A 25237-nucleotide genomic window follows, 5' to 3' on the forward strand; every position below is an offset into this window, starting at 1 on the left:
GCTGCGCGCGGCGGGGGCCGCGCGGCTAGCGTGCCCGACGTGGCCGCCCCGACCGACCCCCGCGCCTCGTGGGGGCTCCCCGCGCCCGGAGCCCTGCCGCGCACCGCCGAGCTGGAGCCGTTGGTCACCCGGGTGCTGGCGCCCAACCCCTCGCCGATGACCCTGGACGGCACCAACACCTACGTGGTGGGGGCGCCGGGCAGCGGGCAGGCGGTCCTGGTCGACCCGGGGCCCGACGACCCCGCCCACCTGGCCGCGGTCGAGGCGGTGCTGGCCGCGCGGGATGCCCGCTGCGTGGCCGTGCTGGTCACCCACCACCACGGGGACCACGCCGAGGCGGCGCTGCCCTGGGGCGCCCGGATGGAGGCCCCCGTGGCGGCCGGCAGGCGGGACGTCGCCGGGCCGGCCGGACGGCTGCTGGCCCCGGGCGAGCGGCTCTCGCTGGCGGGGACGGCGGTCGACGTCGTCGGCACCCCCGGTCACACCGCCGACCACCTCGCGTTCCGCCTGGAGTCCGGCGCGGTCCTGGTGGGCGACCACGTGCTCGGGCGGGGCACCTCCGTGGTCACCCACCCGGAGGGCGACGTCGTGGCCTACCTGGAGTCGCTGCGGCGGGTGCACGACCTGGGCCCCAGCGCGCTCTACTGCGGCCACGGCCCGGAGCTGACCACCGATCCGGGCGCGGTGCTGGAGTACTACCTCGCCCACCGGGCCCACCGCGAGCAGCAGCTGCTCGACGCGCTCGCCGCCGGGGCGCGGAGCGTCGGCGAGCTGGTCGCCCTGATCTACGCCGAGGTCCCCCGCGCGGTCTGGCCGGCCGCTGCGCAGTCGACCCGGGCCACGCTGGACAAGCTCGCCGCCGACGGCCGGGTGGAGCTCGTGGGCGAGGACGGGGTGCGGCCGGCGTGACCGGGAGCCGCGACGTCCCCGTCGTGACCGCGTCCGCGAGCGAGCGGGACCAGCGGCGGGCGGCGGCGGCCCTCGCCGCGGCCGGGGTGCGCGAGGGGGACCGGGTGCTGGTGTCGGCGGCGGCCTCGCCCGCGCTCCTCGCCGTCGTGCTCGGGGCCCTGCGCACCGGCGTCGTCCCGGTGGTGCTGGACCCCGCGCTCCCGGCCGCTGAGCGCGCAGCCCTGGCCGAGGACGCCGATCCTGCGCTCGACGCCGGGGCCGAGCCGGAGCGGCTGCTGGGGGAGGCGGAGGCGGCGCTCGCCCCGGTGCCCCTGGCCCGGCCCATGCACTACACCTCCGGCACGACCGGCCGCCGCAAGGGCGTGTGGTCCGGCGTCCTCGCCGGGGACGACGCCCGCGCGCTGGCCGGCGAGGAGATCGACCTGTGGGAGTTCGGGCCGGGGGACCGCCACGTGGTTCTCTCCCCGCTGCACCACAGCGCCCCGCTGCGGTTCGCCGTCCACACGCTGCTCGCCGGCGGCGAGGTGGTCCTGCCGGGCCCCTTCGACGCCGACCGCGTGGCGCGGGTGCTCGCCACGCTCCGGCCGACGACGACGTTCTGCGTGCCCACCCACCTGCAGCGGCTGCTGACCCGGGACGACGTCGACTGGTCCTCCTTCCGCCGGCTGGTGCACGCCGGCGCCCCCTGCCCCGAGCCGCTCAAGCGGGCCGTCCTCGCGGCGCTGCCCGCCGGGAGCGTGTGGGAGTTCTACGGCTCCACCGAGGCCCAGTTCACCGTCTGCTCGCCCGAGGACTGGCTGGCCCACCCGGGCAGCGTCGGCCGGGCCCGGCCCGGGCGGCGGCTGGAGACCGACGAGCGCGGCCAGCTGTGGTGCGCGGTGCCCCGCTGGGCACGCTTCGAGTACTGGCGCGCCCCGGAGAAGACGGCGGCGGCCTGGCGCGAGGACCGCGTCACCGTGGGCGACCTCGGCCGGGTCGACGCGGACGGGACGGTCTGGCTCGACGGCCGCCGGGAGGACCTGGTCATCTCCGGCGGCGTGAACGTCTACCCGGCGGAGGTGGAGGCGGTCCTCGACGCCCATCCCGGCGTGGTGGAGAGCGCCGTCTTCGGGCTCCCCGACCCCGACTGGGGGCAGCGGGTGGTCGCCGCCTACGTCGGGGACGCCGCGGTCGCGGAGCTGGCCGCCTGGGCGCGGGAGCGGCTGGCCCCCGCCAAGCGGCCGAAGTCGCTGCACCCGCTGGCCGAGCTGCCGCGCACCTCGACCGGCAAGGTGCGCCGGCTGGACCTGCCGGAGGCGCTGGGCCTCACCGGTGGCTGAGCGCTGGGACGTCGTCGTGGTCGGCGCGGGCACGGCGGGGTGCCCGCTGGCCGCCCGGCTCGCCGACGCCGGCCGGCGGGTGCTGCTGCTCGAGGCCGGGGCGCACCACCCCGACCCCGCCGACGTCCCGGCCGACCTGCGCGACGCCCAGACGCTGCGCGCCGCGGTGAGCGGCCACCCGGCCAACTGGGACCTGCCGGGGCTGCTCCCCGGCGGGCGCGCGGTGCGGGTGCCCCGCGGCCGGGCGGCCGGCGGCTCCAGCGCCGTCAACGCCGGCTACTTCCTGCGCCCGACCCCGGCCGACGCCGCCGGCTGGGCCGCCGCGGGCAACGACCTGTGGGCCTGGGAGCGGCTGCTCCCCGCGCTGTGCCGGCTGGAGAGCGACCGGGAGTACGGCGACCGCGCCGGTCACGGTGCGGACGGGCCCGTCCCGGTCACCCGGCCCACCGGTGGGCCACCGCTGGCGGAGGCGTTCGCCGCGGCCGCGGAGGAGCTCGGGCTGCCCGCCGAGCCCGACAAGAACGGCGGAGGCCCTCCCGGCTACGGCCGGCTCCCGCGGAACGTGGTCGACGGCGTGCGGGTCAGCACGGCGCTGGCCTACCTCGCGCCGCGGCGTGGCGACCCCGGGCTCGCCGTGCGCGGCGGGGTGCGGGTGCTGCGGGTGCTGGTGGAGCACGGCCGCGCGACTGGGGTCCGCACCACGGCCGGCGACGTCCACGCCGACGAGGTGGTGCTCGCGGCGGGCGCGGTCGGCTCGGCCCACCTGCTGCTGCTCTCCGGCATCGGCCCACCGGACGAGCTGCGCGCCGCGGGCCTCGACGTGCGGGTGGAGGCGCCCGGCGTGGGCAGCGACTGCTCGGACCACCCGCTGGTCTACCTCCCCTTCCGGCCCGTCCCGGGCGTCACCGCCCCGCTGGGCCGGTCACCGCTGCACGGCGTCCTGCACGCCACGTCGACGACGGCGGAGATCCCGGGCGACCTCGAGGTGCTGCCCTGGCTGGCGCCGTTCGCGCAGGTGATGACCGGCCGGGCCGCACCGGAGGGCGAGGTGGTGGAGGTGGGGGTCGCGCTCCAGCGGACGGTCGGCCGCGGCCGGCTGGTCCTCGCCGCCGATCCGGCGGAGCCGCCGGTCGTGCGGTACGGGCACCTGGTGGACGAGGACGACCGGCGTCGCATGCGGGAGGGCGTACGGCTGGCCGGGGAGCTGCTGCGCACCCGCGCGCTGGCCGAGCTCGGCGAGCCCGGCCCGGTGCCGGCCGACGACGCCGCGCTGGACGCCTGGACCAGCGCCCGGCTGACCACCGCCGTCCACCTGTCCGGCACCGCCCGCATGGGCCCGGACGGCGATCCGGGAGCCGTGGTCGACCAGCGGCTGGGGGTGCGCGGCGTCGACGGGCTGCGGGTGGCCGACACCTCGGTGCTGCCGTGGGTACCCGTCCGCGGCCCGGCTGCCACCGCGGTGCTGGTGGGGGAGCGAGCCGCGGAGCTGATGACCGGCTGACACCGTCCGGCGCCGAGGCGGCCCGCCGTCCCCGGAACGCACGCGGGTCCCGGCGGCGCGTGGACGCAGCCGCCGGGACCCGGGCTCGTGGGTCAGCGGATGGCGGGCATCTCGCTGGTGGTGATGGTCGGGGCCGCCCACGCGTCGGGGTGCGGGCGCCCGGCGTCGGCCGCCCAGTCCGGCGTGCGCGGACCGCGGCTGGTGGTGGCCGGACGGGCGCTCAGGCTCACGATCACGGCCAGCAGCACGAGGAGACCGACCAGCACACCGCCGATGACCAGGAGCGTCGAGAGCATGTACTCAACGTAGGCGCCTGAACGGGTGCTGTCACCAGGCAGAAGTATCCGAAGATGGGGCCGCCGTTCCGCAGAGTTCACCCACGGTTCCCCCGGAGCGCCCCACCCGCCTCAGCACCTTCCGCCGGGTCGGGCGACGCCCCGCCGCGGGAACCGGGCGCGGGCGCATGACCGCCGCCCACGGGCGGGTAGTGCTGCCGCCGTCGGTCGGAGGTGGAGGGTGTCGTGCCGGATCTGGTGGCGGCTGCGGGACAGCTGGTGGCGTGGCCGGTCGGTGCCGTGGCGCGCTGGCGCGGCGGCCGGCCGATGCACCCCCGCGGCGCCCTGCTCTCCGGGGTTCTGGAGCGGCGGGGGGCGAGCCCGGCGTTCGGCGTGCCGTGGCTCGACGACACCGGCAGCGACGAGGTGCTCCTCCGGATGTCGCGCGGCGCGGGGCTGCCGGCTCCGCTGCCCGACGTCCTGGGACTGGCGATCCGGTTGACCGCCCCCGATGGCCCCCCGGTGGACCTGCTGCTCTCGACCACCGGTCGCGGCCCCCTGACCCGGCGGGTGCCCGTGCTGCGGGCGGACGCCGCGACCACCTACGGCTCGATCATGGCCTACCGGTCACCCGCCGGGCCGGTGCGGCTGGCCGCCCTGCCCGCCGTGCGGTCCCTGCCGTCGGAACCCGCGTCGGTCGCCGCGGCGGCGGCCGCGGGCGACGTCGTCTTCACGCTCGCGGCCGCCCACGGGTGGGAGGACTGGCGTCCCTTCGCGACGGTGCGGGCCACCGGTGCTCAGGAGCCGCTGGACACGCGGCTGCGCTTCGACGCGGTGCGCAACCCGCCGCCGGGCCTGCGGGCGGACGGCCCGCTCGCGCGTTTCCGGGAGCCGGCGTACGCCACCGCGCGCCGGCTCGGCCGCCCGGGCCCATGACTCGCCGGGCACGCCGGGTCACCCGATGGAGTTGATCACAGGTTGATCGTCGGCCCCGTGGGGTAGGCAGGACCGGCCCGGCTGCAAGGACGTCGGCGGGCGTCGAGGACGTCGAGCGGCACCGTGGTGCTGTCGGAGACGCGACCGCACGAGGAGAAGCGCCGCCGCGTGACGCACGCAGAACCCCCCGTCCCGGGGCTGCCCCCGATGCCGGGGGCGGGTATCCGGGTGGTTTCCCTCCCGCACGCCGATCCCTACGTGGACGCCGTGCTCCCCACCGGCGTCGTCCGCATCGGCGGGGTGGGCGAGCCGAGCCCGTGGCTGGACCGCGCGCACGTGGCCGCCCACGCCGCCGAGGTCGACGTGGTGCACCTGCACGTCGGCCGCGGCCACCTGCGGGGCGCGGAGCTCGAGCCGTGGGCCGAGGAGCTGCAGCGGCTCGGCATTCCCCTGATCGTCACCGTCCACCAGCTGCGGGACGCGGAGCAGTCCTCGCCCGTCCCGCACCTCGCCCAGCTCGCGGCGGTGCTCGCCACGGCGGAGGTGGTGCTGACCCTCACGCCCGGGGCCGCCGACGAGATCGCCGAGCGCTACGGGCGCACCGCGATCGTGGTCGCCCACCCCTCCCTCGCCGTCCCGGACCCGGAGCTCGGTGCGGAGCGGGGGCTGGTCGGCGTACGGGTCGGCCCGGCCTCCAGCGCGCTGCCCGATCCGGTGGGGATGGTCCGCGCGGCCCTCTCCGGCGCGCTGTCGGGCGGCGGTCGGCTGCGGGTCCTCGTCGACGCCGCGGTCGCCCCGGCGCTGGACCCCGGGATCGTCGCGCTCGCCGACGAGGGCGAACTGGAGATCGTCCGGTACGGCGAGGAGGAGTGGCCGGCCCAGCTCCAGCAGCTGCACGTGGCGGTGCTGCCCGAGCGGTGCGGCACCCACTCGCCGGACGTCGAGGTCTGCCGTGACGTCGGCACCCGGGTGGTGGCGCCGAGCTGCGGGTGGTTCGCCGACCAGTGGTCGGACGTCGTGCCCTACGCCAACGACGAGCGCACCGGGCTGGACCCGGTCTCGCTCGCCGCCGCGATCGGTGCGGCCCTGACCCGGCCGATGCCGCGGCCCGCCGACCGCGGCTGGCGGGAGGACCAGCGCACCGCCGTGCGCGAGGTCCACGGCGAGGTCTACGCGCAGGTGGTCGCCGACCGCAGCTGGGCCTGAACGACGACGGGCCCGGCAGCTGCCGGGCCCGTGCGGGGAGTGAGTGTGGGCAGGGGCGGGGTCGAACCGCCGACCTCTCGCTTTTCAGGCGAGCGCTCGTACCGACTGAGCTACCTGCCCCTTCCGGTGATCTCACCGGAGAGCGACCCTGACGGGACTCGAACCCGCGACCTCCGCCGTGACAGGGCGGCGCGCTAACCAACTGCGCTACAGGGCCTTGCTGGTGGTGCTGATGGTGCGTGCCCCCAACGGGGTTCGAACCCGTGCTACCGCCTTGAAAGGGCGGCGTCCTGGACCGCTAGACGATGGGGGCTCGTTGTCGCCGGGGGCAGCGAGAACAATACATGCCCCTCGCGCCTCCTCTGCGCGGGGGGTTCCGGGTGCGAGGCTTTGTCGTGTGCGCCTCCGCCCTCACCTGGTCCTCCCTGCCGTCGTGACCTCGCTCGTCGCCCTCTCCGGCTGCGCCGGCACCGGCGGGGTGGGGGAGGCGTCGTCCTCGGCCGCGGCCACTCCCAGCACGTCGTCCGCGAGCGCGCCGACGAGCGAGGCCGAGGTCGAGCCGGCACCGTCCGAGCAGGCCGTGCCCTCGTTCGACGCCGCGGCCGGGCCGGCGATCGCCGAGCCCTCCGACGACGCGCGCGTCACCGTGCGCGACGTGCGGGTGGGGGCGCACGACGGCTACGACCGGGTGGTGCTCGAGGTGGGCGGCACCGGCACGCCGGGCTGGGACGTCCGGTACGTCGACCAGGCGACCGAGCCCGGCCGCGGGCAGGAGATCGCTCTCGCCGGCGACGCCGTCCTGCAGATCCAGATCACCGGTGCCGGCTACCCGTACGACACCGGCGTCGAGGAGTTCGCCCCCGCCGGGCCCGTGGCCGGTGCCGGCACCGCGGCGGTGACCGAGGTGGCCTTCGCGGCGACCTACGAGGGCGTCACGACAGCGTTCGCCGGCACGCAGGGGCGCGCACCGTTCCGGGTGCACCTGCTCGACTCCCCGACGCGTGTCGTCGTCGAGGTCGCGCACGCCGGCTGAGCCGGTCCGCCGGCCGTCCGGGCGGGTGCGGCTCAGCCGACGGAGGCGCGCAGCTCCACCGAGTCCTCGGTGACGCTGGAGCACGCGAGCTCCAGGGGGCCGGCGGCGACGCTCTCGCCCTCGGCGCAGGACACGCTGGTGCCGCCGACGCTCAGCGAGGCCCGGCCGTCCTGCACGCTGCCGACCGAGACCGTCGTGCCCAGGATCTCGGCCTCTGCGCCGGCGCCGGAGAGGGTCACCGTGCACGTGCCCCCGCTGCACGAGACGTTCTGGGAGGAGAAGCTGCAGCCGGTGAGGGCGGCGAGGGAGAGGCCGCCGGCGAGCAGGCCTCCGGCGAGCCTGGTGGCGCGGGTCGTCGAGGTCATGACCCGAGCGTAGGGCCGGGGGATCATCCCGGTGGGGATGCCGGGACCACCGGTGGCCCGACCCGGCCGGCGGGGGGCTCCAGGCCACCGATCGGGGGTGTGAACTGCTCCGTCGGGAGGGGTGCGCCCTCCGCGGGGGGGACGGCCGCCACGATGGTGCGCTGCACCGTGACCTCGGTGGCGCCCAGCCCGCCGAGCGTGATGTCGTCGTAGGCCTGCAGGGCGCCGGTCGCCGGGTCGAGGTAGAGCACGGTGCAGGTGAGGGGCTCCGGGTACTCGCCCTCCAGGGCGCGCAGGCCGGCGCCGCCCGTCGAGCCCTGCACCATCAGGAGGGTCTCGTCGGAGAGCTGCTCGACCACCCGGTCGTGCGTGTGCCCGGCGAGGACCAGCGGCACGAGGCCGTCCAGCGGCGGCGCCTGCTTGGGGTCGTGGACCATCGCGATGGCCGGCTCGTCGCCCAGCGCCCGGGTGAAGTCCGCCAGCTCCTCGCCGGACTCCTCGAGGACGTCGGCGCCCGCGTCGTCGCCGCCGGTGGTCTTGTCGGGGGTGAAGCGCGGATCGGGGGCGCCGACGATGCGGACCCCGGCGACGGTCACGTCGGAGTCGTCGAGGACGGTGACGTTCGGCTGCGCGGCGAGGATGCCGGCGGTGGTCGCCGAGTCGTGGTTGCCGCGGATGTAGACGTACGGGACGCCGAGGTCGCCGACCGAGGTGATCAGCCGGTTCTCCGGCTCGCTGCCCCAGTCGGTGATGTCGCCGGTGTCGAGGATGCCGTCGACGTCGAACTTCTCCGCCACCTGGCGCACCAGGTCGAAGCCGGAGGGGTTGAGGTGGATGTCCGAGACGTGCAGGAGGACCACGGAGTCGCCGGTGCCGCTCGGGGTGGGCAGCGCGGAGAGCGTCGCGTAGAGCGTCCCCACGTTGGCGACCAGGTCCTCCAGCGACGCGCGGTAGGCGTCGAAGCGGGCGACGATGTCCTGCGCGTTGCCGATGAGGCTGTTGGCGTTGACCAGCAGCCCGGTGTACGTCGGCTGGGACAGCGCCTCCGGTCGCCAGGTCGCCGCGCCCAGGGCGCCGGTGCCGGCCAGCAGCGCCGCGCTCAGCCCCACGGCGATCAGGGGTTCCCGGCGCCGGCGCAGCACCGCCCAGGAGGTGAGCGCCGCTCCGGCCAGCGCCACCAGCACGGTCACCCAGACCAGCCGGACGACGGCCGACTGCAGGTCCTCCGTCACCCGGTCCACGACGCCGGCCAGCCGGACCGGGTCGGTGGCCAGCGCCTGGGCGCGGGCCTGGTCCACGGACTGCAGCGAGATGTCCAGCCGCAGCGGGCCGTCGTAGGCGTCGACGGCGAGGGAGCCCAGCGGGGGGACCGAGACCTCGGCCCCCCCGGAGGCGGGGCGGAAGGCCAGCGTGGCGTCGAACGGCCCGATCGGCGCGGAGACCCGGGCGAACAGCAGGACGGCGACGAGGGCGCCGATGAGCGCGAGCCCCACGCGCGCGGACCACAGCGCGGCCACCCGGGCACGGCCCGGCCACGGGGACGCCGACGCGGTGGGCTCGCTCACCAGGCCCAGGCTAGCGATCTCCCGACCGCGTCTCCGGACGTGCGGCGCGTGTCAGGCCCGCGCGGGCACCGGGCGGAAGATCCAGCGCAGCGCGATGAACCGCAGGAGACCGATGAACGCGGTGACGCCGACGACCGTGGCGATCTGCAGGATCGGCTGGTTGTCCCCGGTGAGGGCGTCGAGCAGACCCAGGGCGGTGCTGGTCGCCAGCAGACCCAGGACGGTGACGCCACCGGCCTCCCACTGGGCGGTGAACCAGTGCACCCGCTCGTCGGCGTGGAAGGTCAGCCGGCGGTGCAGTTCGTTGGCGAGCACCGTGGACGCCGCCGTCGCCACCAGGTGGGACGTGAGGTAGCCCCAGCCGTGCCCGGCGACGAACAGCAGGGCGTAGACCACGGTGCTGGCCCCGCCGACGAGCACGAAGCGCAGGAACTGGGCGGGGATCGCGTCACCGCGCAGGCACGCGGTCAGGCGGGAGGGAGCCGTGGTCGTCCGGGGCTGCGCCGCGTCGGGGAGGTCGCCGACGGTGTCGGCGGCCTGGCCGCGGCGGAGCAGGGACGCGCAGGTCACGGGGCTTCCTCTGGTGGGGCGGGCAGTGGTGCAAGGATTCTCCCCGGGAGAACCCCTGTCACGTGCGAACATGCCTCCCCCACCTGGGATCCACCCGTGTCCTTGCTCACGGTCACCTGGGTGTTCCGCCGCGCAGTCGTGGTCGTCCCGTGCGTCGGGGCGGGGTCACGCGGGTAGGGGGCCGCCATGAGTCTCATGGGGTTCCTGGACCGCATCGCGGACGTGTCGTCGTTCGACAAGGCCATCGAGCCCGCGCGGCGCGCCGTCCAGGGCATGCCGAGCGCGGTCAAGGACGTCCTGCACGGCACCTGGCTGGGGCACCCGCTGCACCCGGTGCTGGTGCAGGTCCCGGTGGGCAGCTGGGTCTCGGCCGGCCTGCTGGATGCCGTGCCGCCCCTGCGGCCCGCCGCCACGGTGCTGATCGGCACCGGGATGGCCGCCGCCGTCCCGGCCGCCATGTCCGGGGCGGCCGACTGGTCGGAGCAGGGCTCGGGTGTGCGCCGGCTCGGCGCGCTGCACGCGGTGATGAACGCCGCCGCGCTGGGGCTCTACGGCGGGTCCCTGGTCGCCCGGGCGCGGGGCAGGGGTGGGCTGGGCCGCGTGCTGGCGTACGCGGGCCTGGGCCTGGCCGGGAGCTCGGCGGCGATCGGCGGGCACATGTCCTACGCGCAGTCCTCGGGGGCGTCGCACGCGGCGACCGCCGTCCGCGCGCTGACCACCGACTGGGTCGACCTCGGCCCGCTGGACGACCTGCCGGAGGGCCGGCCGACGATGCGCACCGGCAAGGGCGGCAGCATGTCGGTGCCGCTGGCCGTGGTCCGCCGCGGCGCCCGGGTCGACGTCTTCGTCGGGGCCTGCTCGCACCTGTCCGGCCCGCTGGACGAGGGCACGGTCGAGACGGTGCGCGGCAGCGAGTGCCTGGTCTGCCCGTGGCACGGCTCCGCGTTCGACCTCGAGAACGGCGAGCCGCGCCGCGGGCCGGCGGCCAACCCGCAGGAGAAGCTCGAGGTGCGGATGGACGCCGGGCGGGTGAAGGCCCGGGTGCCGGGCCGCCACCGCTGACGCCGGAGCCGCCCTAGGCTGCGGCGCCATGGGGCGGACGGCCATCGCTCGGGCAATCGCGCTCGGCACGGCGCTCGTCCTGTCCGGCTGCGGCGCCGAGCCGGTCGCGCCGCGGGCGGACCCGGCGCCGTCGTCGTCCGCGGTCGCCGCGGAGCCCGACGTGCCCGGCGTGGCCGCCGAGGCGGTGCTCCTGCGCACCGACGAGGCCGTCGGCGGGCGGATCCAGGTGCGGGTCACCCACACCGGAGGCGCGCCGTACACGGTGACCGGCGTGGCGCTGGACGCACCCGGCTTCGCGCCGCTCCCGCCGTCCGCGGTGTCCGCCGAGTTCACGCCCGGCCGGGTCGTCGACCTGCCGACTCCCTACGGCGAGGCGGTGTGCCCGCCCGGCAGCGGCACGTCGGCCGCCCGCCTGACGCTGCTCCGGCCGGGCGGCTCGGTGGAGGAGGTGCGGGTGCCGCTGACCGGCGACGACCTCGCCCGCGTGCACGAGCAGCAGTGCCGGGCTCGCGCGGTCGCCGAGGCGGTCGAGCTGCGGGTGGGCGGGCTTCAGCCGGGCCCCGACCGGCTCACGGGCCGGCTGAGCCTGATCCGCCGGGGGGCCGACGGGGAGGTCGTCGTCGGCCGGGTGGGGGGCAACGTCCAGTTCGACGTCGCGGCGGAGCTGCCCCTGGAGCTCCCCGCGGGCGCGGAGGTGGCGGACGGCGCCGTCACCGTCACCGTGGCCACCTGTGAGCCGCACGTCCTGGCGGAGGTGAAGCAGCCCTATCTCTTCCCCGCGGGCGTGCGGCTCGGTGACGAGGACGAGGTCGTGGTCGGCCTGCCCGTCGACGACGGCCTGCGGTCGGCGCTCGCCGATCTCGTCCGTCAGGTGTGCCGGCGGGGCTGAGGGGGAAAGGAGCCGGCCCGGCCGCCCCGGGGGGAACGGGTCAGCCGGGCCGGGGTCGGTCCCGCCCGGCGCCGGGGCGCGGGGGCGGACGATGCGGCGGACGGGTCGCGGTGCTGCGCTCCCGACCGGAACGTCGATGACGGTACGTAGTCGTTGCGGTCCCGGCGATCCCCTGAACGGGTGGTGGAAGCCCTGCGGGGGTGACGCATTGCACATGAGGTGTGGGCCGAGGGGGTCCGGGGGCACCCAGAGGCGGTGTTCTTCCTCTTCTCCAGCCGTCTGGGCTGCCTCGGCTCGCTGCTGCTGTCGGCGTTGCTGACCCTCGTGCTGCTCCTGGTGCTGGACGTGATCTGACGACGACGCCCGGGCGACCCGTCCCGTGGGGGACCGGTCACCCGGGCGTGGGGTCGTGCCGGATCAGCCGTTGAGCTCCAGCGTCTGCATCGTGTCGGCGCGCACCTCGGCGAGCAGGGCCGGCTCGTCGTTGAGCGGCCGACCGTAGGACGGGATGGCCTCCTGCAGCCGCGGCCGCCAGGCGTCCAGGTGCTGCGGGAAGCAGCGCTCGATCAGCGTCAGCATCGCGGAGACGGCGGTGGAGGCACCGGGCGAGGCGCCGAGCAGGCCCGCGATGCTGCCGTCCCCGCCGACGATGAGCTCGGTGCCGAACTGCAGGACGCCCTTGCCGCTGTTCGGGTCCTGCTTGATGACCTGCACCCGCTGGCCCGCGGTCACCATGTCCCAGTCGCGCTTCTCGGCGGTGGGGACGAAGGCCTGCAGCGTGCGGTGCCGGGCCGAGCGGGACTGCACGAGCTCGCCGATCAGGTACTTGGTCAGCGCCAGTTCCTTGCGGGCCACACCGAGCATGGAGCCCAGGTTGTTGGGCTTGACGCTCTTGGGCAGGTCGAACATCGAGCCGGCCTTGAGGAACTTGGGCGAGAAGCCCGCGTAGGGCCCGAACAGCAGCGAGTACTCGCCGTCGATCAGCCGCAGGTCCAGGTGCGGCACGGACATCGGCGGGGCACCGACGGCGGCCTGCCCGTAGACCTTGGCCTGGTGGCGGCTGACCAGCTCGGGGGAGCGGGAGCGCAGGAACATGCCGCTGACCGGGAAGCCGCCGAAGCCGCGGATCTCCGGGATGGCGGCCTTCTGCAGCAGGGGGAGCGCGCCGCCCCCGGCACCGACGAAGACGAATCGGGTGCGCATCGTGACGCGGTCACCGGAGCGGGTGTCGCGGACGGTGACCTTCCAGCGGCCGTCGCTCTCCTTCTCCAGCTCGTCCACGCGCTGGTTGAGGTGCACGTTCACGCCGCGGGTGGCGGCGTCGTCGAGCATGAGGCGGGTGAGGGCGCCGAAGTTGACGTCGGTGCCCGCGACCGAGCGGGTGGCCGCCACGATCTGCTCCGGGTCGCGCCCCTCCATCATCAGCGGCAGCCACCCGGCCATCTCGGCCTGGCTCTCGGTGTACTCCATGCCCTCGAACAGCGGCTGGGCGCTGAGGGCGGCGAACCGGTTGCGCATGTAGGTGCGCCCCTGCTCCCCCGTGACGAAGCTCAGATGGGGGACCGGGGAGATGAAGTCCTTGGGCGACCCCGTCATGCCGGCGCGGACCAGGTGCGACCAGAACTGGCGCGAGACCTGGAACTGCTCGTTGATCGTGATCGCCTTGCTGGGGTCGACCTGCCCGTCGGGGCCCGCGGGCGTGTAGTTCAGCTCGCAGAGGGCCGCGTGCCCGGTGCCCGCGTTGTTCCAGGGGCCGGAGCTCTCACCGGCGACGGCGCTGCCCGACTCGAAGACCGCGACGCTCCACTCGGGGGCGACCAGGTGCAGCAGCTGCGCCAGCGTGGCGCTCATGATGCCGCCGCCGACGAGTACGACATCGGGGTTCGCGCTGTCGGGAACGCTGCGCTCGGAAGTCACGTCTGCCTCTCTGGCTGTGTGCTCGGCCCGGCGCCGCAGCGCCTCCTCCACGATCGTCGGCCTGATTGGGCCGCTGCATGCGATCGCGGGCGTATGAGGTATCTCACCGCGCCTCGTGGGTGCGGCCTCTCAAGGTTATGACCGCACCTGCCGGGACCGCTGCGCGGGCCGACCCGGCGGTCCCGATCGGCCCTCCGCCGCCCGGGACGAGGGGGCCGGCGCCCTCTCCGGCGGTAGCCTTCCGCCGGGTGGCGCACGCCGTCGGTCGCGCGCTCCCGCAGGGCCTCTAGCTCAACTGGCAGAGCAGCGGACTTTTAATCCGCGGGTTGTGGGTTCGATCCCCACGGGGCCCACGCGCGACCGCCGTCGACCAGGGCTTTCACCCGTCGAGGATGGTCCGGTCAGCGAGGTGCTCGATCCGTCCCTCGAGAACGTTCCCCCGGCACAGGTCGGGCTGGGGCCGTTCCTGCGGATGGTCTGCGCCGCCATCGATGTCCCTGGAGGTGGTGGCCTCGGAGACAGCCCGGCGCCCCACCGACCGTGTGCGCTGAGGCCCCATTTCCGGGCCGGGAACGGGGCCCTGCCGCGCACGGTCGACCGGTCTCGATGCCCGATCCGGCGGCCCACAGCGGGCCGCTTCACCAGGTGCCGGCTGCTGGCGGATCCCGTCGCGGGTGCTCCCGGCCCGGATCGCCGGGCCGGCGTCGCCTCGCCCGGCGGCGGTCAGGTCCGGCAGGCGCACCCACGGGCGATGGCGCCGTCGACGGTCGCCGAGCAGAACCGCGCGGCGATCGCGTCGTGGTCCGCCCGAGGGTGCGGGCACGCGCCGCACGCGGCGCCGAATGCCGGCGCCTGCTCGGGCGCTCGTCTCTCGACGGAGGTCGTGGTCGGGGCGTGGAGCATGGAGGAGGTCATGGCGGAAGCGGCCTGACTCCACCGCGGCGCGGCGGGATAGCGGTGCGTCGGTCCCGGCGCTGCAGGGAGGCAGCGAACGAGGAGGGGCCGGAACGCCGACGCTACGCCTGGCCCGCGCGCCCGCCGTCGTCCGAGGCAGCGCCGCCCGACCCGCGACGTGACGACCCCGCCGGAGCGCCCGCGCGTTTCTATTGACTTTCGATAGATAGGCGGCGACAGTCGATCGCATGACCCATCTGCGGCACGTGGTGCTCCCGCTCCGGATCCTGCTCGCGGTCGTCCTCGCGGCCCTGCTCGCCGCGCAGCTGTGGGTGGTCCCCGAGCTGCTGCCGGAGATCGCCGAGCCCTCGCTCGAGCAGTCGGCCATGCGCGTGGTCATGCTGGTGGCCGCCGTCGTGGCGCTGGCCTGCGTGCAGGTCGTCGTCGTCTGCACCGGGAAGCTGCTCACGCTGGTCACGCAGGACAAGATCTTCAGCCCGGGTGCGCTGCCGTGGGTGGACGGGATCGTCCGGGCCGTCGCGGTCGGGTGGACGATGCTCCTGGCCACCTTCGTCTGCGCCTACTACTTCATCGTCGACGAGGTCAGCGACGACCCGGTGCTGCCGGCGCTGCTGCTCCTCCTGCTGCTCGTCGGCGCGGTCCTGGGCCTGCTCGTCGTGGTCATGCGGGCGCTCCTGCGGCAGGCCACGAACCTGCGGGCCGACATGGAGGCGGTCATCTGATGCCGATCGTCGTGCGCATCGACGTCGAGCTCGCCCGCCGGAAGATGAGCGTCGGCGAGTTCGCCGAGCGGATCGGCCTCACCCCGGCCAACGTCGCCGTCCTGAAGAACGGGCGCGCCAAGGCCGTCCGGTTCAGCACGCTGGAGGCCATGTGCCGGGTGCTCGAGTGCCAACCCGGTGACCTGCTCGAGTGGGTCGAGGACGAGCACGCCGTGCCGGAGCCCGCTCAGGGAGCCGGCCGGTGATCGAGGTCCGCGGGCTCACCCGCCGCTACGGCGACGTGCTCGCCGTCGACGACCTCAGCTTCACCGTCGAACCGGGCACAGTCACCGGGTTCCTCGGGCCCAACGGCGCCGGCAAGTCCACGACCATGCGGGTGGTCCTCGGCCTCGACCGCCCGACCTCGGGCCAGGCGCTGGTGAACGGGCGCCCCTTCGCCGCCCTCCACGAACCGCTGCGCGAGGTCGGCGCGCTCCTCGACCCCGGGGCCGCACACCCCGGCCGAACGGGACGGCAGCACCTGCGCGTGGCCGCGCGCGCCAACGGGATCCCAGGGCGCCGCGTGGACGAGGTCGCCGAGCAGGTGGGCCTCGACGGCGCCGCCCGCCGCCGGATCCGCGGCTACTCCCTCGGCATGCGGCAGCGGCTGGGCATCGCGGCGGCGCTGCTCGGCGACCCCCGCGTGGTGCTCTTCGACGAGCCGGTCAACGGCCTGGACCTCGACGGCGTCCGCTGGATCCGCGCGCTGCTGCGGCGGCTGGCCGACGAGGGCCGCACCGTGCTCGTCTCCAGCCACCTCCTCAGCGAGATGCAGCAGGTCGCCGACCGGCTGGTCGTGATCGGCCGCGGTCGCCTGATCGCCGACACCACGACGCAGGAGGTCCTCCGCGGCCTCGGGCACGGCCGGGTGCGGGTCCGCAGCCCGCGCGCCGACGAGCTGGTCACCCTGCTCCGGGACGGCGGCATGACGGCCGAGCGCACGGGCGCGGAGGAGCTGGTCGTCGAGGAGGCGACCGCCGGGCAGGTCGGCGAGGCCGCCAACGACGCCCGCATCCCGCTGCACCACCTCTCCGAGGAGGCCCGATCATTGGAGGAGGCCTACCTCGCCCTGACCGGCGGCAGCGTCGAGTCTACCGACCGCAGCGCCGAGCCGGCAGCAGCCGGGGCCGCACGGTGAGCGCGACCACGGCACGGGGTGCGGCGCACGACGTGCCGGTCACCCGCCTGCTCGGGCGCACCTGCGCCGCCGAGTGGACCCGGTTGTGGACGGTCCGGTCGACCTGGTGGTTCCTGCTCGCGGCGGCGATCGCCATGGTGGGGCTGGGTGCGGTGCTGGGAGGTGAAGCGGCGTCGGACCCCGGGGGTCTGCGGGGTGAGCCGGCCTGGATGGTCTCGACCTTCACCGCGATGCCGGCGCAGTTCGCCCTCCTCGGGCTGGCCGCCCTCGCGGTCACCGCCGACTACGCCACGGGCGGGATCGTCCCGGCGCTGCAGTGGACCCCCCGCCGCGCGGTCCTCCTGCTCGCCCGCACCGCCGTCGTGGTCGCCGCGGCCACCCTCGCCGGGGTGCTGCTCGGCGTCGTCTCGGCCCTGGCGGCCCTCGCGGTGGCCGGCCCCGGGCTCACGCTGCCGCTGGGCGCCGGCCTGGACGCCCTCGGCACCCTCGCCCTCGTCGTCGCGGCGGGTGCCGCGCTCGCCACCGGGCTCGGCTTCCTGCTGCGCTCCACGGCCGGCGTGCTCGTCTCGGTCTTCCTCCTGATGCTCGTCCTCCCGCTCTTCCTGCCGCAGTTCGGCTACGACTGGACGACGACGGCGGCGCAGTGGCTGCCCGGGTCGGGTGCCGCGTTCCTGCTCCTCGGGGAGGCGCAGGGCATGACCCGCGGCTCCTCGGTCACCGTCCTGGTCACCTGGGCGACCGCGGCGGTCGTCGTCGGCGGCCTGCGCCTGGTGCGGGACGACGCGCACCGGTGACGCGACCCGAGCCCGCCGACGTCCTCGTGGTCGGCGCCGGGCTGGCCGGCCTGCACACCGCCACCTCGCTCGCCCGGCGCGGCCACGACGTCCTGCTGGCCGACCGGCGCACCGAGCTCGCCGGTGCGATCCGCACCACCGGCATCTTCGTGCAGAAGACCCTCGACGACTTCCCGCTCCCCCCGGAGCACCTCGGCCCGCCCATCCGCCGGGTGGTGCTCTACCCACCGGACCTGCGGCGTCCGCTCGAGCTGGTCAGCGGGCGCGACGAGTTCCGGGTGGGGGACATGGCGGGCCTGTACCGGGCGGCCGCCGCGAGCGCCGAGGCCGCCGGCGTGCGGCTCGCCCTGGGCACGCGGTACGTCGGCCGGCGGTCCGGCCGCTCCCTGCTCGCCGGTCGCGGGGGCCCGGCGGAGGTGCGGGCGCGCTTCGTCGTCGGCGCCGACGGAGCGCGGTCGCGGGTCGCCCGCGACCTGGGGCTCGACCGCAACGACCACCTGCTGGTCGGCGCGGAGGAGGTATTCGACGTCCCCGGCGTCGACGGACCGCCGACGTTCCACTGCGTCCTCGACCCCTCGCTGGCGCCCGGCTACCTCGCCTGGGTCGTGAACGACGGTCGGCACGCCCACGTCGGCGTCGCCGGCTACGGCGACCGCTTCCCCCACGGGCTGCGCCGCGCGCTGGACCGGTTCGCCGCCGCCGCGCCCGGTCTCGCCGACGGCGGCCGGCCGGCCGACGTCGAACGACGGGGCGGCCCGATCCCGGTCGGTGGGCTGCTGCGCCGGATCAGCAGCGCGGAGGGGCTCCTGGTCGGCGACGCGGCGGGGGCGGTCTCGCCGCTCACCGCCGGCGGACTGGACCCGTGCCTGCGGCTGTCCGAGCACGCCGTCGACGTCCTGGACCGGGCGCTGCGCGCGGGGGATCCCGAGGTGCTGCGCGACTACGACGGCGCCACGCTGCGCGCCCGCTTCCGCGGCCGGCTCTTCCTGCGCCGGGGACTGGGGCAGGTGCGCACGCCGGCCATGGCGGCGGCGGCCTTCGGGCTGCTCCGGACGCCGCTGGGCAGGGCCGCGGCGGCCCGCGTGCTCTTCGGTGACCGGTCGTTCCCCGACCCGAGGGTCGGTGCTCCCGGCTAGCGTGCCGCCATGGCCGAGCTGGTGCTGTTCCACCACGCGCAGGGGCTGACCGCAGGGGTCCGCGCGTTCGCCGACGACCTGCGGGCCGACGGGCACGTCGTCCACACACCCGACCTCTACGGCGGGCGCACCTTCGCCACGCTGGAGGACGGCGTCGCGCACGCCCGGGAGCTCGGCTTCGGCGCGGTGCTGGAGCGCGGCCGGGCGGCCGTGGCGGAGCTGCCCGAGCGGCTGGTCTACGCGGGGTTCAGCCTCGGCGTCATGCCGGCGCAGCTGCTGGCGCAGACCCGCCCGGGCGCGGCCGGTGCGGTCCTGATGCACGGCGCCGTCCCCCTCGGGGAGTTCGCCGACGAGTGGCCCGAGGGGGTGCCGGTGCAGTTCCACGTCATGGACGCCGATGAGTGGGGGGACGTCGCCGAGGCGCGCGAGCTCGCCGCGGCGATCGGTGACGCGGAGCTGTTCCTCTACCCGGGGGACCGGCACCTGTTCACCGACCGCAGCCTGGCCGACCACGTCGAGGCGGCCGCTGCCCAGGTGCTCGACCGCGTGCGGGCCTTCCTCGCCGCCCGGGCGTAGCCCCCCGACACGCCGGCGCAGCGGGGCGGCCGCGGGATGACCGAGCTGCTCCCGACCCTCCGCCACGCTCGTGGAGCGGCGGTTTGTCGACAGGTCGGTGCGCCGGGGGAACGGTCACCGGGCCCCTCGCGGGCACCGTGCAACGAATGGGACACGGGCCCGGTCCGGGGCCGGTCGCGGGGGCCGTCGGAGGGGCTCCTCCTCCCTAGCCTTCGGGACGTCCGCGGTGCTTCCCAGCCGCGGTGAACCGCCTGCGAGGAGCCCCTGTGCACGCCACCGCTTCACCGGTCCGCAAGCCCGTCCCCGATCTCCTGGAGGGCGCCGACGAGGGCCTGGGCCTGCTGCGCGAGCTGATGGTGGAAGAGCCCGCCCCCGCGCCGCCGGCACCCCGCCCGCCCCATCCCGGGTGGACCGCCCGCGTGCAGGACTGGACCCACCGCGCCTCGGCCTGGGGCGAGGGGCCGCAGGGGGCCTGGCGTGCCTGGTGAGCTGCTCGCGGTCGCCGCGCCGCTGATCGGGTGCGGCGCGCTGATCGCGATCGTCGTGGTGCTGGGGGCGAGCTCCACCGCTCGCTACGAGTTCGAGCGCAACGGGGTGCAGGCGCAGCGGCGGGCGTCGGTACACGCGTCCCGGCCGGCGGGCCCGGCCGCGGCCCGCGCGTCCGAGGTCACCGCCGCCGCGAGCGGTGCGGCCGAGCGGCCCGCGGCGGAGCGGTCGGCCGTCGGCCTGGCCACCCACCCGGCGGGGCGGGACCTGCCCGAGGGCCCCTCCACGACCGGCTGGTGGCTCGTCGCCGAGCACGACGGCGGCGCGGTGGCCGGCCCGTTCGCCGACTCGATGGACGCCGGGTGGGCGCGCCTCTCCGCGAACCTGACCGACACCACGCGCGTCGTGCACGGCGGACGGCGGCCGGACGGCGGCGTGGTGCGCCGGCAGCCGCCGGAGGAGCGGGAGTGGCTGGCCGACCTCGGGGACCAGCTCGACCGGCTCCCCGAGGACTGGGACCCGTTCATGGTCGACGACGAGGACGTGCTCGCCACGCTCGCCGTCGACGTCACCGCGGCGTTGCTGGAGGCGGGGCTCCCGCTGCACGACTGCGAGGCCCGGGAGCCGGCCGCCCACGCCGCTGGCGGCGTCTGCCTGACCCCGCACCCGGAGGGGGCGGGCGTCCTCGTCACCTGGCGGCAGCACGACCGGATGAACGTGCACCAGGCCCGCGGAGCCGCGCTGGAGGCCGCCGTGCAGCGGACGATGAGCGTCGCCGTCGCCTCCGTGCTGCGGCAGATGGGCTTCGGGGTCGCGGAGTTCGGCTCACCCGGCTGCCACCTGGTGACGGCACCGGACCGCTGACCGGCGCCTCGGTGCCGGCAGCAGGGGCCCCGCGGACGGCGGGCGCACGGTGGGTCGCACGGGACGGGACGGGCGGGCAGGTCGGTCGCGGAGCTCCCCGGAGGGGCTGACCTCTTCCCGGGTGGGACCTGCGACGTGCCTGCCATTCCCCGGTCCGCTCCCGCCTCACCTGGACGGGTGGGGCCCCCTTCAAGCGACCTGCACCACAGCCCGATTGGAGCGGCGTGCGCACATCCCCGGACGTGGACCGCCGACGGCGGCGCGGCGTGCCGCTGTGGCGGTACCTGACCGCCCTCGTGCTGCTGCCGCTGATCGGCGTCGTCGTCCTCACCGGGGCGGCGGCCCAGGCCCGCGCGGCCGAGGCGGGGAGCGCCGAGCGCGCCGAGGTGGCCGTGCGCGCGCTGGCCCTGCTGGACGCCGCCCGCAGCGGGGTGGAGCAGGAGATGATCCCCGCCCTGTCGCTGGCGGTCATCGACGACCCGGCGGCCGCGGCGGCCTTCGGGCTGCCCACCTTCTTCCCGGCCGCCCAGCGGCAGGTCGCCCTCGACGAGGTGGCCCGGGCGCGCGGCATCACCGACCGTGCCCTGGCCCGCCTCGCCGACGGCCCGGTCGGCGCCGAGGCCGCGGCGCACGCCACGGAACACCTGGGCAGGCTGCGCCGGGGGCAGGACGCCGGGCGCCTGGACCTCGAGGAGCTGCACCTGCGGTTCCTCGCCGTCTCGAACGACCTGATGACCGCGCAGGCCGCCGCCGCAGCGACGGCGACCTCCGAGGGCGTGCCCCGCGCCACGCTGCTGGCCGTCCGTGACGTCCAGACCGTCGCGCACCTGGCCGAGACCGCCGGCCGGCAGATGCCGCTGTTCCTCGGTTCCCTGCTGGTCGACGGCGAGGACCGGCTGATCGGCTCCCGCGCCGCGTGGGAGACCTCGTGGATGGACTACCGGGACGCCCAGCGCACGATGGAGAGCCTGTCGGGGCAACCCCTGCGCGACGCCTGGCAGCAGGTGCGCACCTCGGACGTCGTCGCGGACGTGGACGGGCTGCTCGCCCGCGGCCTCGCCGGCGAGGTCAGGAACCTGCAGCTCCCCGACCTGGTCACCGCGCTCTTCCAGAGCCAGGAGCGCAGCGCCATGATGGCCGAACTGGTCGGGACGGCGGTCGACGAGGCCCGGCAGCTCGTCGCCGCGGACCGCGAGCGCGCCAGCGACCGGTTCCACGCCGTGCTGCTCATGGGGGCCGGCCTGCTCGGCGCCTCCCTGCTGGGGGCGTTCCTGCTGGGCCGCAGCGTCACCCGGGCGCTCCGGCTGCTGGCCGGCCAGGCGACCGAGATCAGCGAGGGGTCGCTGGTCGAGGTGGAGGTGGACGGACCGCGCGAGGTCCGGACGGTCTCGGCCGCGCTCGGCTCGGCGGTCGCGGGGCTCCGCCGGATCCAGGACCAGGCGCAGGCCGTGGCCCGCGGCGACGTCGACGAGGCGCTCCTCGACGAGCCCCTGCCCGGCCCCCTCGGCGCGGTCGTGCACGCGTCGGTCAAGGCCATCGTCACCTCGGTGCGCCAGCGCGAGGAGCTGCAGTTCGCCCTCGCGCACCAGGCCACCCACGACCCGCTCACCGGGTTGCCCAACCGCGCCCAGGCGCTCACCCTCGTCACCTCCGCGCTGCACCGCGGCCGGCGGTCCGGCGAGATGACCGGGCTGCTCTACGTCGACCTCGACGGCTTCAAGGCGGTCAACGACGCGCACGGCCACGCCGCCGGTGACCTGGTGCTGCACGAGGTGGCCACCCGCCTGGGCGCGGCCGTGCGGCCGGGGGACGTCGTGTGCCGCCTCGGCGGCGACGAGTTCGTCGTCCTGGTGGAGCCGGTGCACGCCGAGCACGACCTCATCGACCTCGCCGAGCGCCTCATCGCGTCGGTCGGCGAACCGATCGTCGTGGGTGCGGCGACGGTCGGCGTCGGCGCCAGCGTCGGCGTCGCGGTCAGCCGCGACGGCGGAACCGACGCCGACGTGCTGTTCGCCGAGGCGGACACCGCCGCGAACCGGGCCAAGGCCCACGGGCGGGGCCGGGCGGAGATCTTCGACGAGACGCTCCGGCTCCAGCTCTCCGAGCAGGCCGCGCTCGAGGCCGCGATGTGCCACGGCCTGGCCGCCGGGGAGATGCACCTGGTCTACCAGCCGGTCGTCGACGTGGCCTCCGACCGGCTCACCGGCTACGAGGCGCTCGTGCGCTGGGACCGGCCGGGCGTCGGCCCGGTGCCTCCGGACGAGTTCGTCCCGGTGGCCGAGCGCTCGTCCCTGATCCGGGACATCGACCGCTTCGTGCTCGGGGAGGCCACCCGCCAGCTGACCGAGTGGCGGGCCGGGATCCCGGTGACCCCGGGGTGGCCCGAGCCCACCGTGGCGGTGAACATCTCCGGCCGGCACCTCGCCGACCGGCGGGTCGTCGCCGACGTCGCGGAGGCGCTCGCCGCCGCGGGTCTCCCCGCGCACCTGCTGGTGCTGGAGGTGACCGAGACCGTGCTGGTGGACGACCCGGCCGCCTACGACCACCTGACCGAGCTGCGGGACCTGGGCGTCGGCATCGCCATCGACGACTTCGGCACCGGGTACACCTCGATCGGGCAGCTACGCAGCATGCCCGTCGACACGCTGAAGATCGACCGCAGCTTCGTGGCGTCGGCCGAGCCCGCCCACCTGGAGCTGGTGGCGCTGATGATCCGCGCCGCGCACACGTTCGGGCTGACCGTCGTCGCCGAGGGCGTCGAGGAGCAGGGGCAGCTGGCCCGGCTCCGGGCGGAGGACTGCGACCGGGCGCAGGGCTACCTGCTCTCCCGGCCGCTGCCCGCGGCCGAGGCCGGCGCGTTGCTGCACCGGCGCGGGGCGGTCGCCGACCGCGCCTGAGGTTCCCGCCGTCCGTCGTGCGGCTGCCCCGCGGCGCGGGGTGTGCCACGATGCGCCCGGTGAGCGGCACAACGGAGTCGGCAGCGCTTTCCGCGTCCACCGGGCGGGGGGAGCGGGCGTGAGCGACCTCGACGTCCGGCCCGCCGAGGCGGAGAACGGGGTCAAGCGCCGGGTCTTCTACGGCTCGATCGCCGGGGTCCTGGCCATCGCGCTGTGGGCGACCGCGAGCCCGACCTCGGCCGCGGACACCATCGGCGCCCTCGTCGGCTGGACGTCGGAGTGGTTCGGCTGGTTCTACATCGCCTTCGCGACCGCGGTGCTCGTCTTCGTCCTGGCCATCGCCTTCTCCCGGTACGGGAAGGTGAAGCTGGGGCCCGAGCACTCGACCCCGCGGTTCAGCACCTTCGCGTGGGCCTCGATGCTCTTCGCCGCGGGCATCGGCACCGACCTGATGTTCTTCGCCGTCGCCGAGCCGGTCAGCCAGTACCTGGCCCCGCCGGTGGGGGAGGGCGGGACCCCCGAGGCCGCCAGCGAGGCGACCGTGTGGACGTTGTTCCACTACGGCATCAACGGCTGGGGCATGTACGCCCTGATGGGCATGGCCCTGGCCTACTTCGCCTACCGCATGAACATGCCGCTGGCGATCCGCTCCGTGCTCTACCCGATCTTCGGCAAGCGGGTGCACGGGGCGCTGGGCGACGCCGTCGACATCGCCGCGGTCCTCGGCACGATCTTCGGCGTCGCGACCTCGCTGGGCATCGGCGTGGTCCAGCTGAACTACGGGTTGTCGGTGCTGTTCGGGATCCCCGAGGGCCGCGCCGCCCAGCTCGGGCTCATCGCGCTGGCCGTCGGCATGGCGACCGTCTCGGCGGTCAGCGGCGTCGACCGGGGCATCAAGCGGCTGTCCCAGCTCAACGTCGTCCTCGCCCTGGGCCTGGCCGGCTTCGTGCTGGTCACCGGCAACACCGCGTTCCTGCTCAACGGGCTGGTGCAGAACGTCGGGGACTTCGTGAGCAGCTTCCCCGGCCTGACGACGGAGACCTTCGCGTACGACCGGCCGGACGAGTGGCTGAGCGCCTGGACGTTGTTCTTCTGGGCCTGGTGGATCGCCTGGGCGTCCTTCGTCGGGCTCTTCCTCGCCCGCATCTCCCGCGGGCGGACGATCCGCCAGTTCGTCGCCGGCACCCTGCTGCTCCCGTTCAGCTACATCCTCATGTGGGTGTCGATCTTCGGGAACAGCGCCATCGACCGGATCCGGCAGGGCGACGCGGCGTTCGGGGAGACCGCGATGAACCTCCCCGAGCGGGGCTTCTACACGCTGCTCGCCGACTACCCCGCGTTCCCGTTCATCGCGGCGATCGCGACCTTTATCGGGCTGCTCTTCTACGTGACGTCGGCCGACTCCGGCGCCCTGGTCATGGCGAACCTCTCGTCACGGCTGCGCCGGCCGCAGGACGACGCAGCCCCGGCCGTGCGCATCGTGTGGGCGGTCGCCACCGGCATCCTCACCGCCGCGATGCTCCTGGTCGGCGGCGTCCCCGCGCTGCAGAACGCGACGATCATCATGGGCCTGCCGTTCGGCTTCGTCATGGTGCTGGTGATGATCGGGCTGTACCGCGCGCTGCGCAGCGAGGCCGACCGCGCCGTGTACCGGCACCGCATCGCCCCCTCGGGCCGGCCGTCCGCACGGCGCCGGGCGCGGCTGCGCCGCCGCCGGGCGCCGGGCCCCACGGGACGGGAGCGGGTCGACCAGTACCTGCACGAGACGGTCCGGCCGGCCCTCGCGGAGGCGTCGGCCGAGCTGCGGGCGCGGGACCTGGCGTCGGACACCCGCTGGGTGGTCGACGACTCCGGGGTGACGTGCGTCGAGCTCACCGCCCAGGGCCACGACGGGGTGCCGTTCCGCTACCGCATCAGGCCGGGCCGCGCCCCCTATCGCGGCGGAGGTGGCGCCCGCCCGGCGTCGGACCTGGGGGGCTCGCGGCTCGACGTCCAGGTGGAGCCGGGCGGCCGCGACGGCGCGGTCGGCTACGACGTCATGAACTTCACCCACGCCCAGCTGATCGACGACGTGATGGACCGCTTCGAGCAGCACGTCGCCGCCCGGGGCTGAGCTGAGCCGG

The 25237-nt window shown here is 75.9% G+C and carries 24 protein-coding genes and 4 tRNA genes; 19 read left to right on the forward strand and 9 right to left on the reverse strand.

Annotation, left to right across the window (positions count from 1 at the left end; translation table 11 throughout):
* The first annotated feature begins 39 nt into the window (after positions 1–39).
* The 3 genes from ACI794_RS02875 to mftG are packed head-to-tail and all read left to right on the forward strand — an operon-like array spanning position 40 to position 3729.
* Entirely contained in the window at positions 40–909 is an 870-nt protein-coding gene (locus ACI794_RS02875; protein ID WP_456615635.1) for an MBL fold metallo-hydrolase, read from the forward strand.
* A complete protein-coding gene (locus tag ACI794_RS02880) occupies positions 906–2228 on the forward strand; it encodes a class I adenylate-forming enzyme family protein (RefSeq protein WP_456603985.1) in 1323 nt (440 codons plus the stop codon). Before ACI794_RS02875 ends, ACI794_RS02880 begins: the two co-directional genes overlap by 4 nt.
* Positions 2221–3729 (forward strand): mycofactocin dehydrogenase MftG, encoded by a 1509-nt coding sequence (mftG, locus tag ACI794_RS02885; RefSeq protein ID WP_456615636.1) that lies wholly within the window; start codon positions 2221–2223, stop codon positions 3727–3729. The genes ACI794_RS02880 and mftG overlap by 8 nt, the downstream gene beginning before the upstream one ends.
* Positions 3730–3821: 92 nt before the next feature.
* Here the strand turns inward: mftG and ACI794_RS02890 are convergent, their stop codons facing one another.
* Positions 3822–4025, reverse strand: coding sequence for a hypothetical protein (locus tag ACI794_RS02890; RefSeq protein WP_456581095.1), 204 nt, complete (start codon positions 4023–4025; stop codon positions 3822–3824).
* A gap of 225 nt (positions 4026–4250) precedes the next feature.
* Between ACI794_RS02890 and ACI794_RS02895 the strand changes: the two genes are divergently transcribed.
* Both ACI794_RS02895 and ACI794_RS02900 read left to right on the forward strand, forming a co-directional pair.
* Positions 4251–4940 (forward strand): phosphodiesterase, encoded by a 690-nt coding sequence (locus ACI794_RS02895; protein WP_456603987.1) that lies wholly within the window; start codon positions 4251–4253, stop codon positions 4938–4940.
* 228 nt (positions 4941–5168) lie between these two features.
* Positions 5169–6146 carry a hypothetical protein gene (locus ACI794_RS02900; protein WP_456615637.1) on the forward strand — a complete coding sequence of 326 codons (978 nt, stop codon included), beginning with the start codon at positions 5169–5171 and terminating at the stop codon, positions 6144–6146.
* Positions 6147–6192: 46 nt separating this feature from the next.
* Here the strand turns inward: ACI794_RS02900 and ACI794_RS02905 are convergent.
* The 3 genes from ACI794_RS02905 to ACI794_RS02915 all read right to left on the reverse strand — a co-directional run bounded on the left by ACI794_RS02905 (position 6193) and on the right by ACI794_RS02915 (position 6459).
* Positions 6193–6266, reverse strand: a tRNA-Phe gene (locus ACI794_RS02905).
* Between the two features lie 23 nt (positions 6267–6289).
* Positions 6290–6363: transfer RNA gene (locus ACI794_RS02910), tRNA-Asp, on the reverse strand.
* 23 nt (positions 6364–6386) lie between these two features.
* Positions 6387–6459: transfer RNA gene (locus ACI794_RS02915), tRNA-Glu, on the reverse strand.
* A gap of 120 nt (positions 6460–6579) precedes the next feature.
* Here ACI794_RS02915 and ACI794_RS02920 point away from each other — a divergent pair.
* Positions 6580–7179, forward strand: a complete 600-nt coding sequence (locus ACI794_RS02920; protein ID WP_456615638.1) for an AMIN-like domain-containing (lipo)protein — start codon at positions 6580–6582, stop codon at positions 7177–7179.
* A gap of 32 nt (positions 7180–7211) precedes the next feature.
* Here the strand turns inward: ACI794_RS02920 and ACI794_RS02925 are convergent, their stop codons facing one another.
* From ACI794_RS02925 to ACI794_RS02935, 3 genes are read right to left on the reverse strand one after another with little or no spacing between them, the layout of a single operon-like run.
* Positions 7212–7544, reverse strand: coding sequence for a hypothetical protein (locus ACI794_RS02925; protein ID WP_456603990.1), 333 nt, complete (start codon positions 7542–7544; stop codon positions 7212–7214).
* A gap of 23 nt (positions 7545–7567) precedes the next feature.
* Positions 7568–9109 (reverse strand): metallophosphoesterase family protein, encoded by a 1542-nt coding sequence (locus tag ACI794_RS02930; protein WP_456603991.1) that lies wholly within the window; start codon positions 9107–9109, stop codon positions 7568–7570.
* Positions 9110–9160: 51 nt separating this feature from the next.
* Positions 9161–9679 (reverse strand): GtrA family protein, encoded by a 519-nt coding sequence (locus tag ACI794_RS02935; RefSeq protein WP_456581101.1) that lies wholly within the window; start codon positions 9677–9679, stop codon positions 9161–9163.
* 186 nt (positions 9680–9865) lie between these two features.
* Between ACI794_RS02935 and ACI794_RS02940 the strand changes: the two genes are divergently transcribed.
* A complete protein-coding gene (locus tag ACI794_RS02940) occupies positions 9866–10741 on the forward strand; it encodes a Rieske 2Fe-2S domain-containing protein (protein ID WP_456603992.1) in 876 nt (291 codons plus the stop codon).
* 28 nt (positions 10742–10769) lie between these two features.
* Complete coding sequence (locus tag ACI794_RS02945) at positions 10770–11630, forward strand: hypothetical protein (protein WP_456615639.1); 861 nt, start codon at positions 10770–10772, stop codon at positions 11628–11630.
* A 417-nt stretch (positions 11631–12047) separates the two neighbouring features.
* Here the strand turns inward: ACI794_RS02945 and mqo are convergent, their stop codons facing one another.
* Positions 12048–13547: a malate dehydrogenase (quinone) gene (gene mqo, locus ACI794_RS02950; RefSeq protein ID WP_456603994.1), complete on the reverse strand. Its 1500-nt coding sequence runs from the start codon at positions 13545–13547 to the stop codon at positions 12048–12050.
* A gap of 280 nt (positions 13548–13827) precedes the next feature.
* Between mqo and ACI794_RS02955 the strand changes: the two genes are divergently transcribed.
* Positions 13828–13900 (forward strand) — tRNA-Lys (locus ACI794_RS02955).
* 370 nt (positions 13901–14270) lie between these two features.
* Here ACI794_RS02955 and ACI794_RS02960 read toward each other — a convergent pair.
* Complete coding sequence (locus ACI794_RS02960) at positions 14271–14462, reverse strand: RGCVC family protein (protein ID WP_456615640.1); 192 nt, start codon at positions 14460–14462, stop codon at positions 14271–14273.
* Positions 14463–14689: 227 nt separating this feature from the next.
* Here ACI794_RS02960 and ACI794_RS02965 point away from each other — a divergent pair, with 227 nt between their 5' ends.
* The 10 genes from ACI794_RS02965 to betT all read left to right on the forward strand — a co-directional run bounded on the left by ACI794_RS02965 (position 14690) and on the right by betT (position 25227).
* The gene (locus ACI794_RS02965; RefSeq protein WP_456615641.1) at positions 14690–15184 is read left to right on the forward strand and encodes a DUF2975 domain-containing protein; all 495 of its coding nucleotides are present in this window, start codon (positions 14690–14692) and stop codon (positions 15182–15184) included.
* Positions 15184–15429: a helix-turn-helix domain-containing protein gene (locus ACI794_RS02970; protein ID WP_456581108.1), complete on the forward strand. Its 246-nt coding sequence runs from the start codon at positions 15184–15186 to the stop codon at positions 15427–15429. Before ACI794_RS02965 ends, ACI794_RS02970 begins: the two co-directional genes overlap by 1 nt.
* On the forward strand, positions 15426–16361 hold the full coding sequence (locus tag ACI794_RS02975) for an ABC transporter ATP-binding protein (RefSeq protein WP_456603474.1): 936 nt from the start codon (positions 15426–15428) through the stop codon (positions 16359–16361). The genes ACI794_RS02970 and ACI794_RS02975 overlap by 4 nt, the downstream gene beginning before the upstream one ends.
* Entirely contained in the window at positions 16358–17155 is a 798-nt protein-coding gene (locus ACI794_RS02980) for a hypothetical protein (protein WP_456615642.1), read from the forward strand. The genes ACI794_RS02975 and ACI794_RS02980 overlap by 4 nt, the downstream gene beginning before the upstream one ends.
* Entirely contained in the window at positions 17152–18291 is a 1140-nt protein-coding gene (locus ACI794_RS02985; protein WP_456615643.1) for an FAD-dependent oxidoreductase, read from the forward strand. Before ACI794_RS02980 ends, ACI794_RS02985 begins: the two co-directional genes overlap by 4 nt.
* Before the next feature lie 9 nt (positions 18292–18300).
* Positions 18301–18867 carry a dienelactone hydrolase family protein gene (locus tag ACI794_RS02990; RefSeq protein ID WP_456603471.1) on the forward strand — a complete coding sequence of 189 codons (567 nt, stop codon included), beginning with the start codon at positions 18301–18303 and terminating at the stop codon, positions 18865–18867.
* A gap of 266 nt (positions 18868–19133) precedes the next feature.
* On the forward strand, positions 19134–19355 hold the full coding sequence (locus ACI794_RS02995) for a hypothetical protein (RefSeq protein ID WP_456581113.1): 222 nt from the start codon (positions 19134–19136) through the stop codon (positions 19353–19355).
* On the forward strand, positions 19345–20217 hold the full coding sequence (locus ACI794_RS03000) for a hypothetical protein (RefSeq protein WP_456603470.1): 873 nt from the start codon (positions 19345–19347) through the stop codon (positions 20215–20217). Before ACI794_RS02995 ends, ACI794_RS03000 begins: the two co-directional genes overlap by 11 nt.
* A 224-nt stretch (positions 20218–20441) precedes the next feature.
* A complete protein-coding gene (locus ACI794_RS03005) occupies positions 20442–23114 on the forward strand; it encodes a putative bifunctional diguanylate cyclase/phosphodiesterase (RefSeq protein ID WP_456603469.1) in 2673 nt (890 codons plus the stop codon).
* Between the two features lie 118 nt (positions 23115–23232).
* Positions 23233–25227, forward strand: coding sequence for a choline BCCT transporter BetT (gene betT / locus ACI794_RS03010; protein WP_456603468.1), 1995 nt, complete (start codon positions 23233–23235; stop codon positions 25225–25227).
* Positions 25228–25237 lie beyond the last annotated feature (10 nt).

Source organism: Blastococcus sp. SYSU DS0541 (assembly GCF_054050875.1).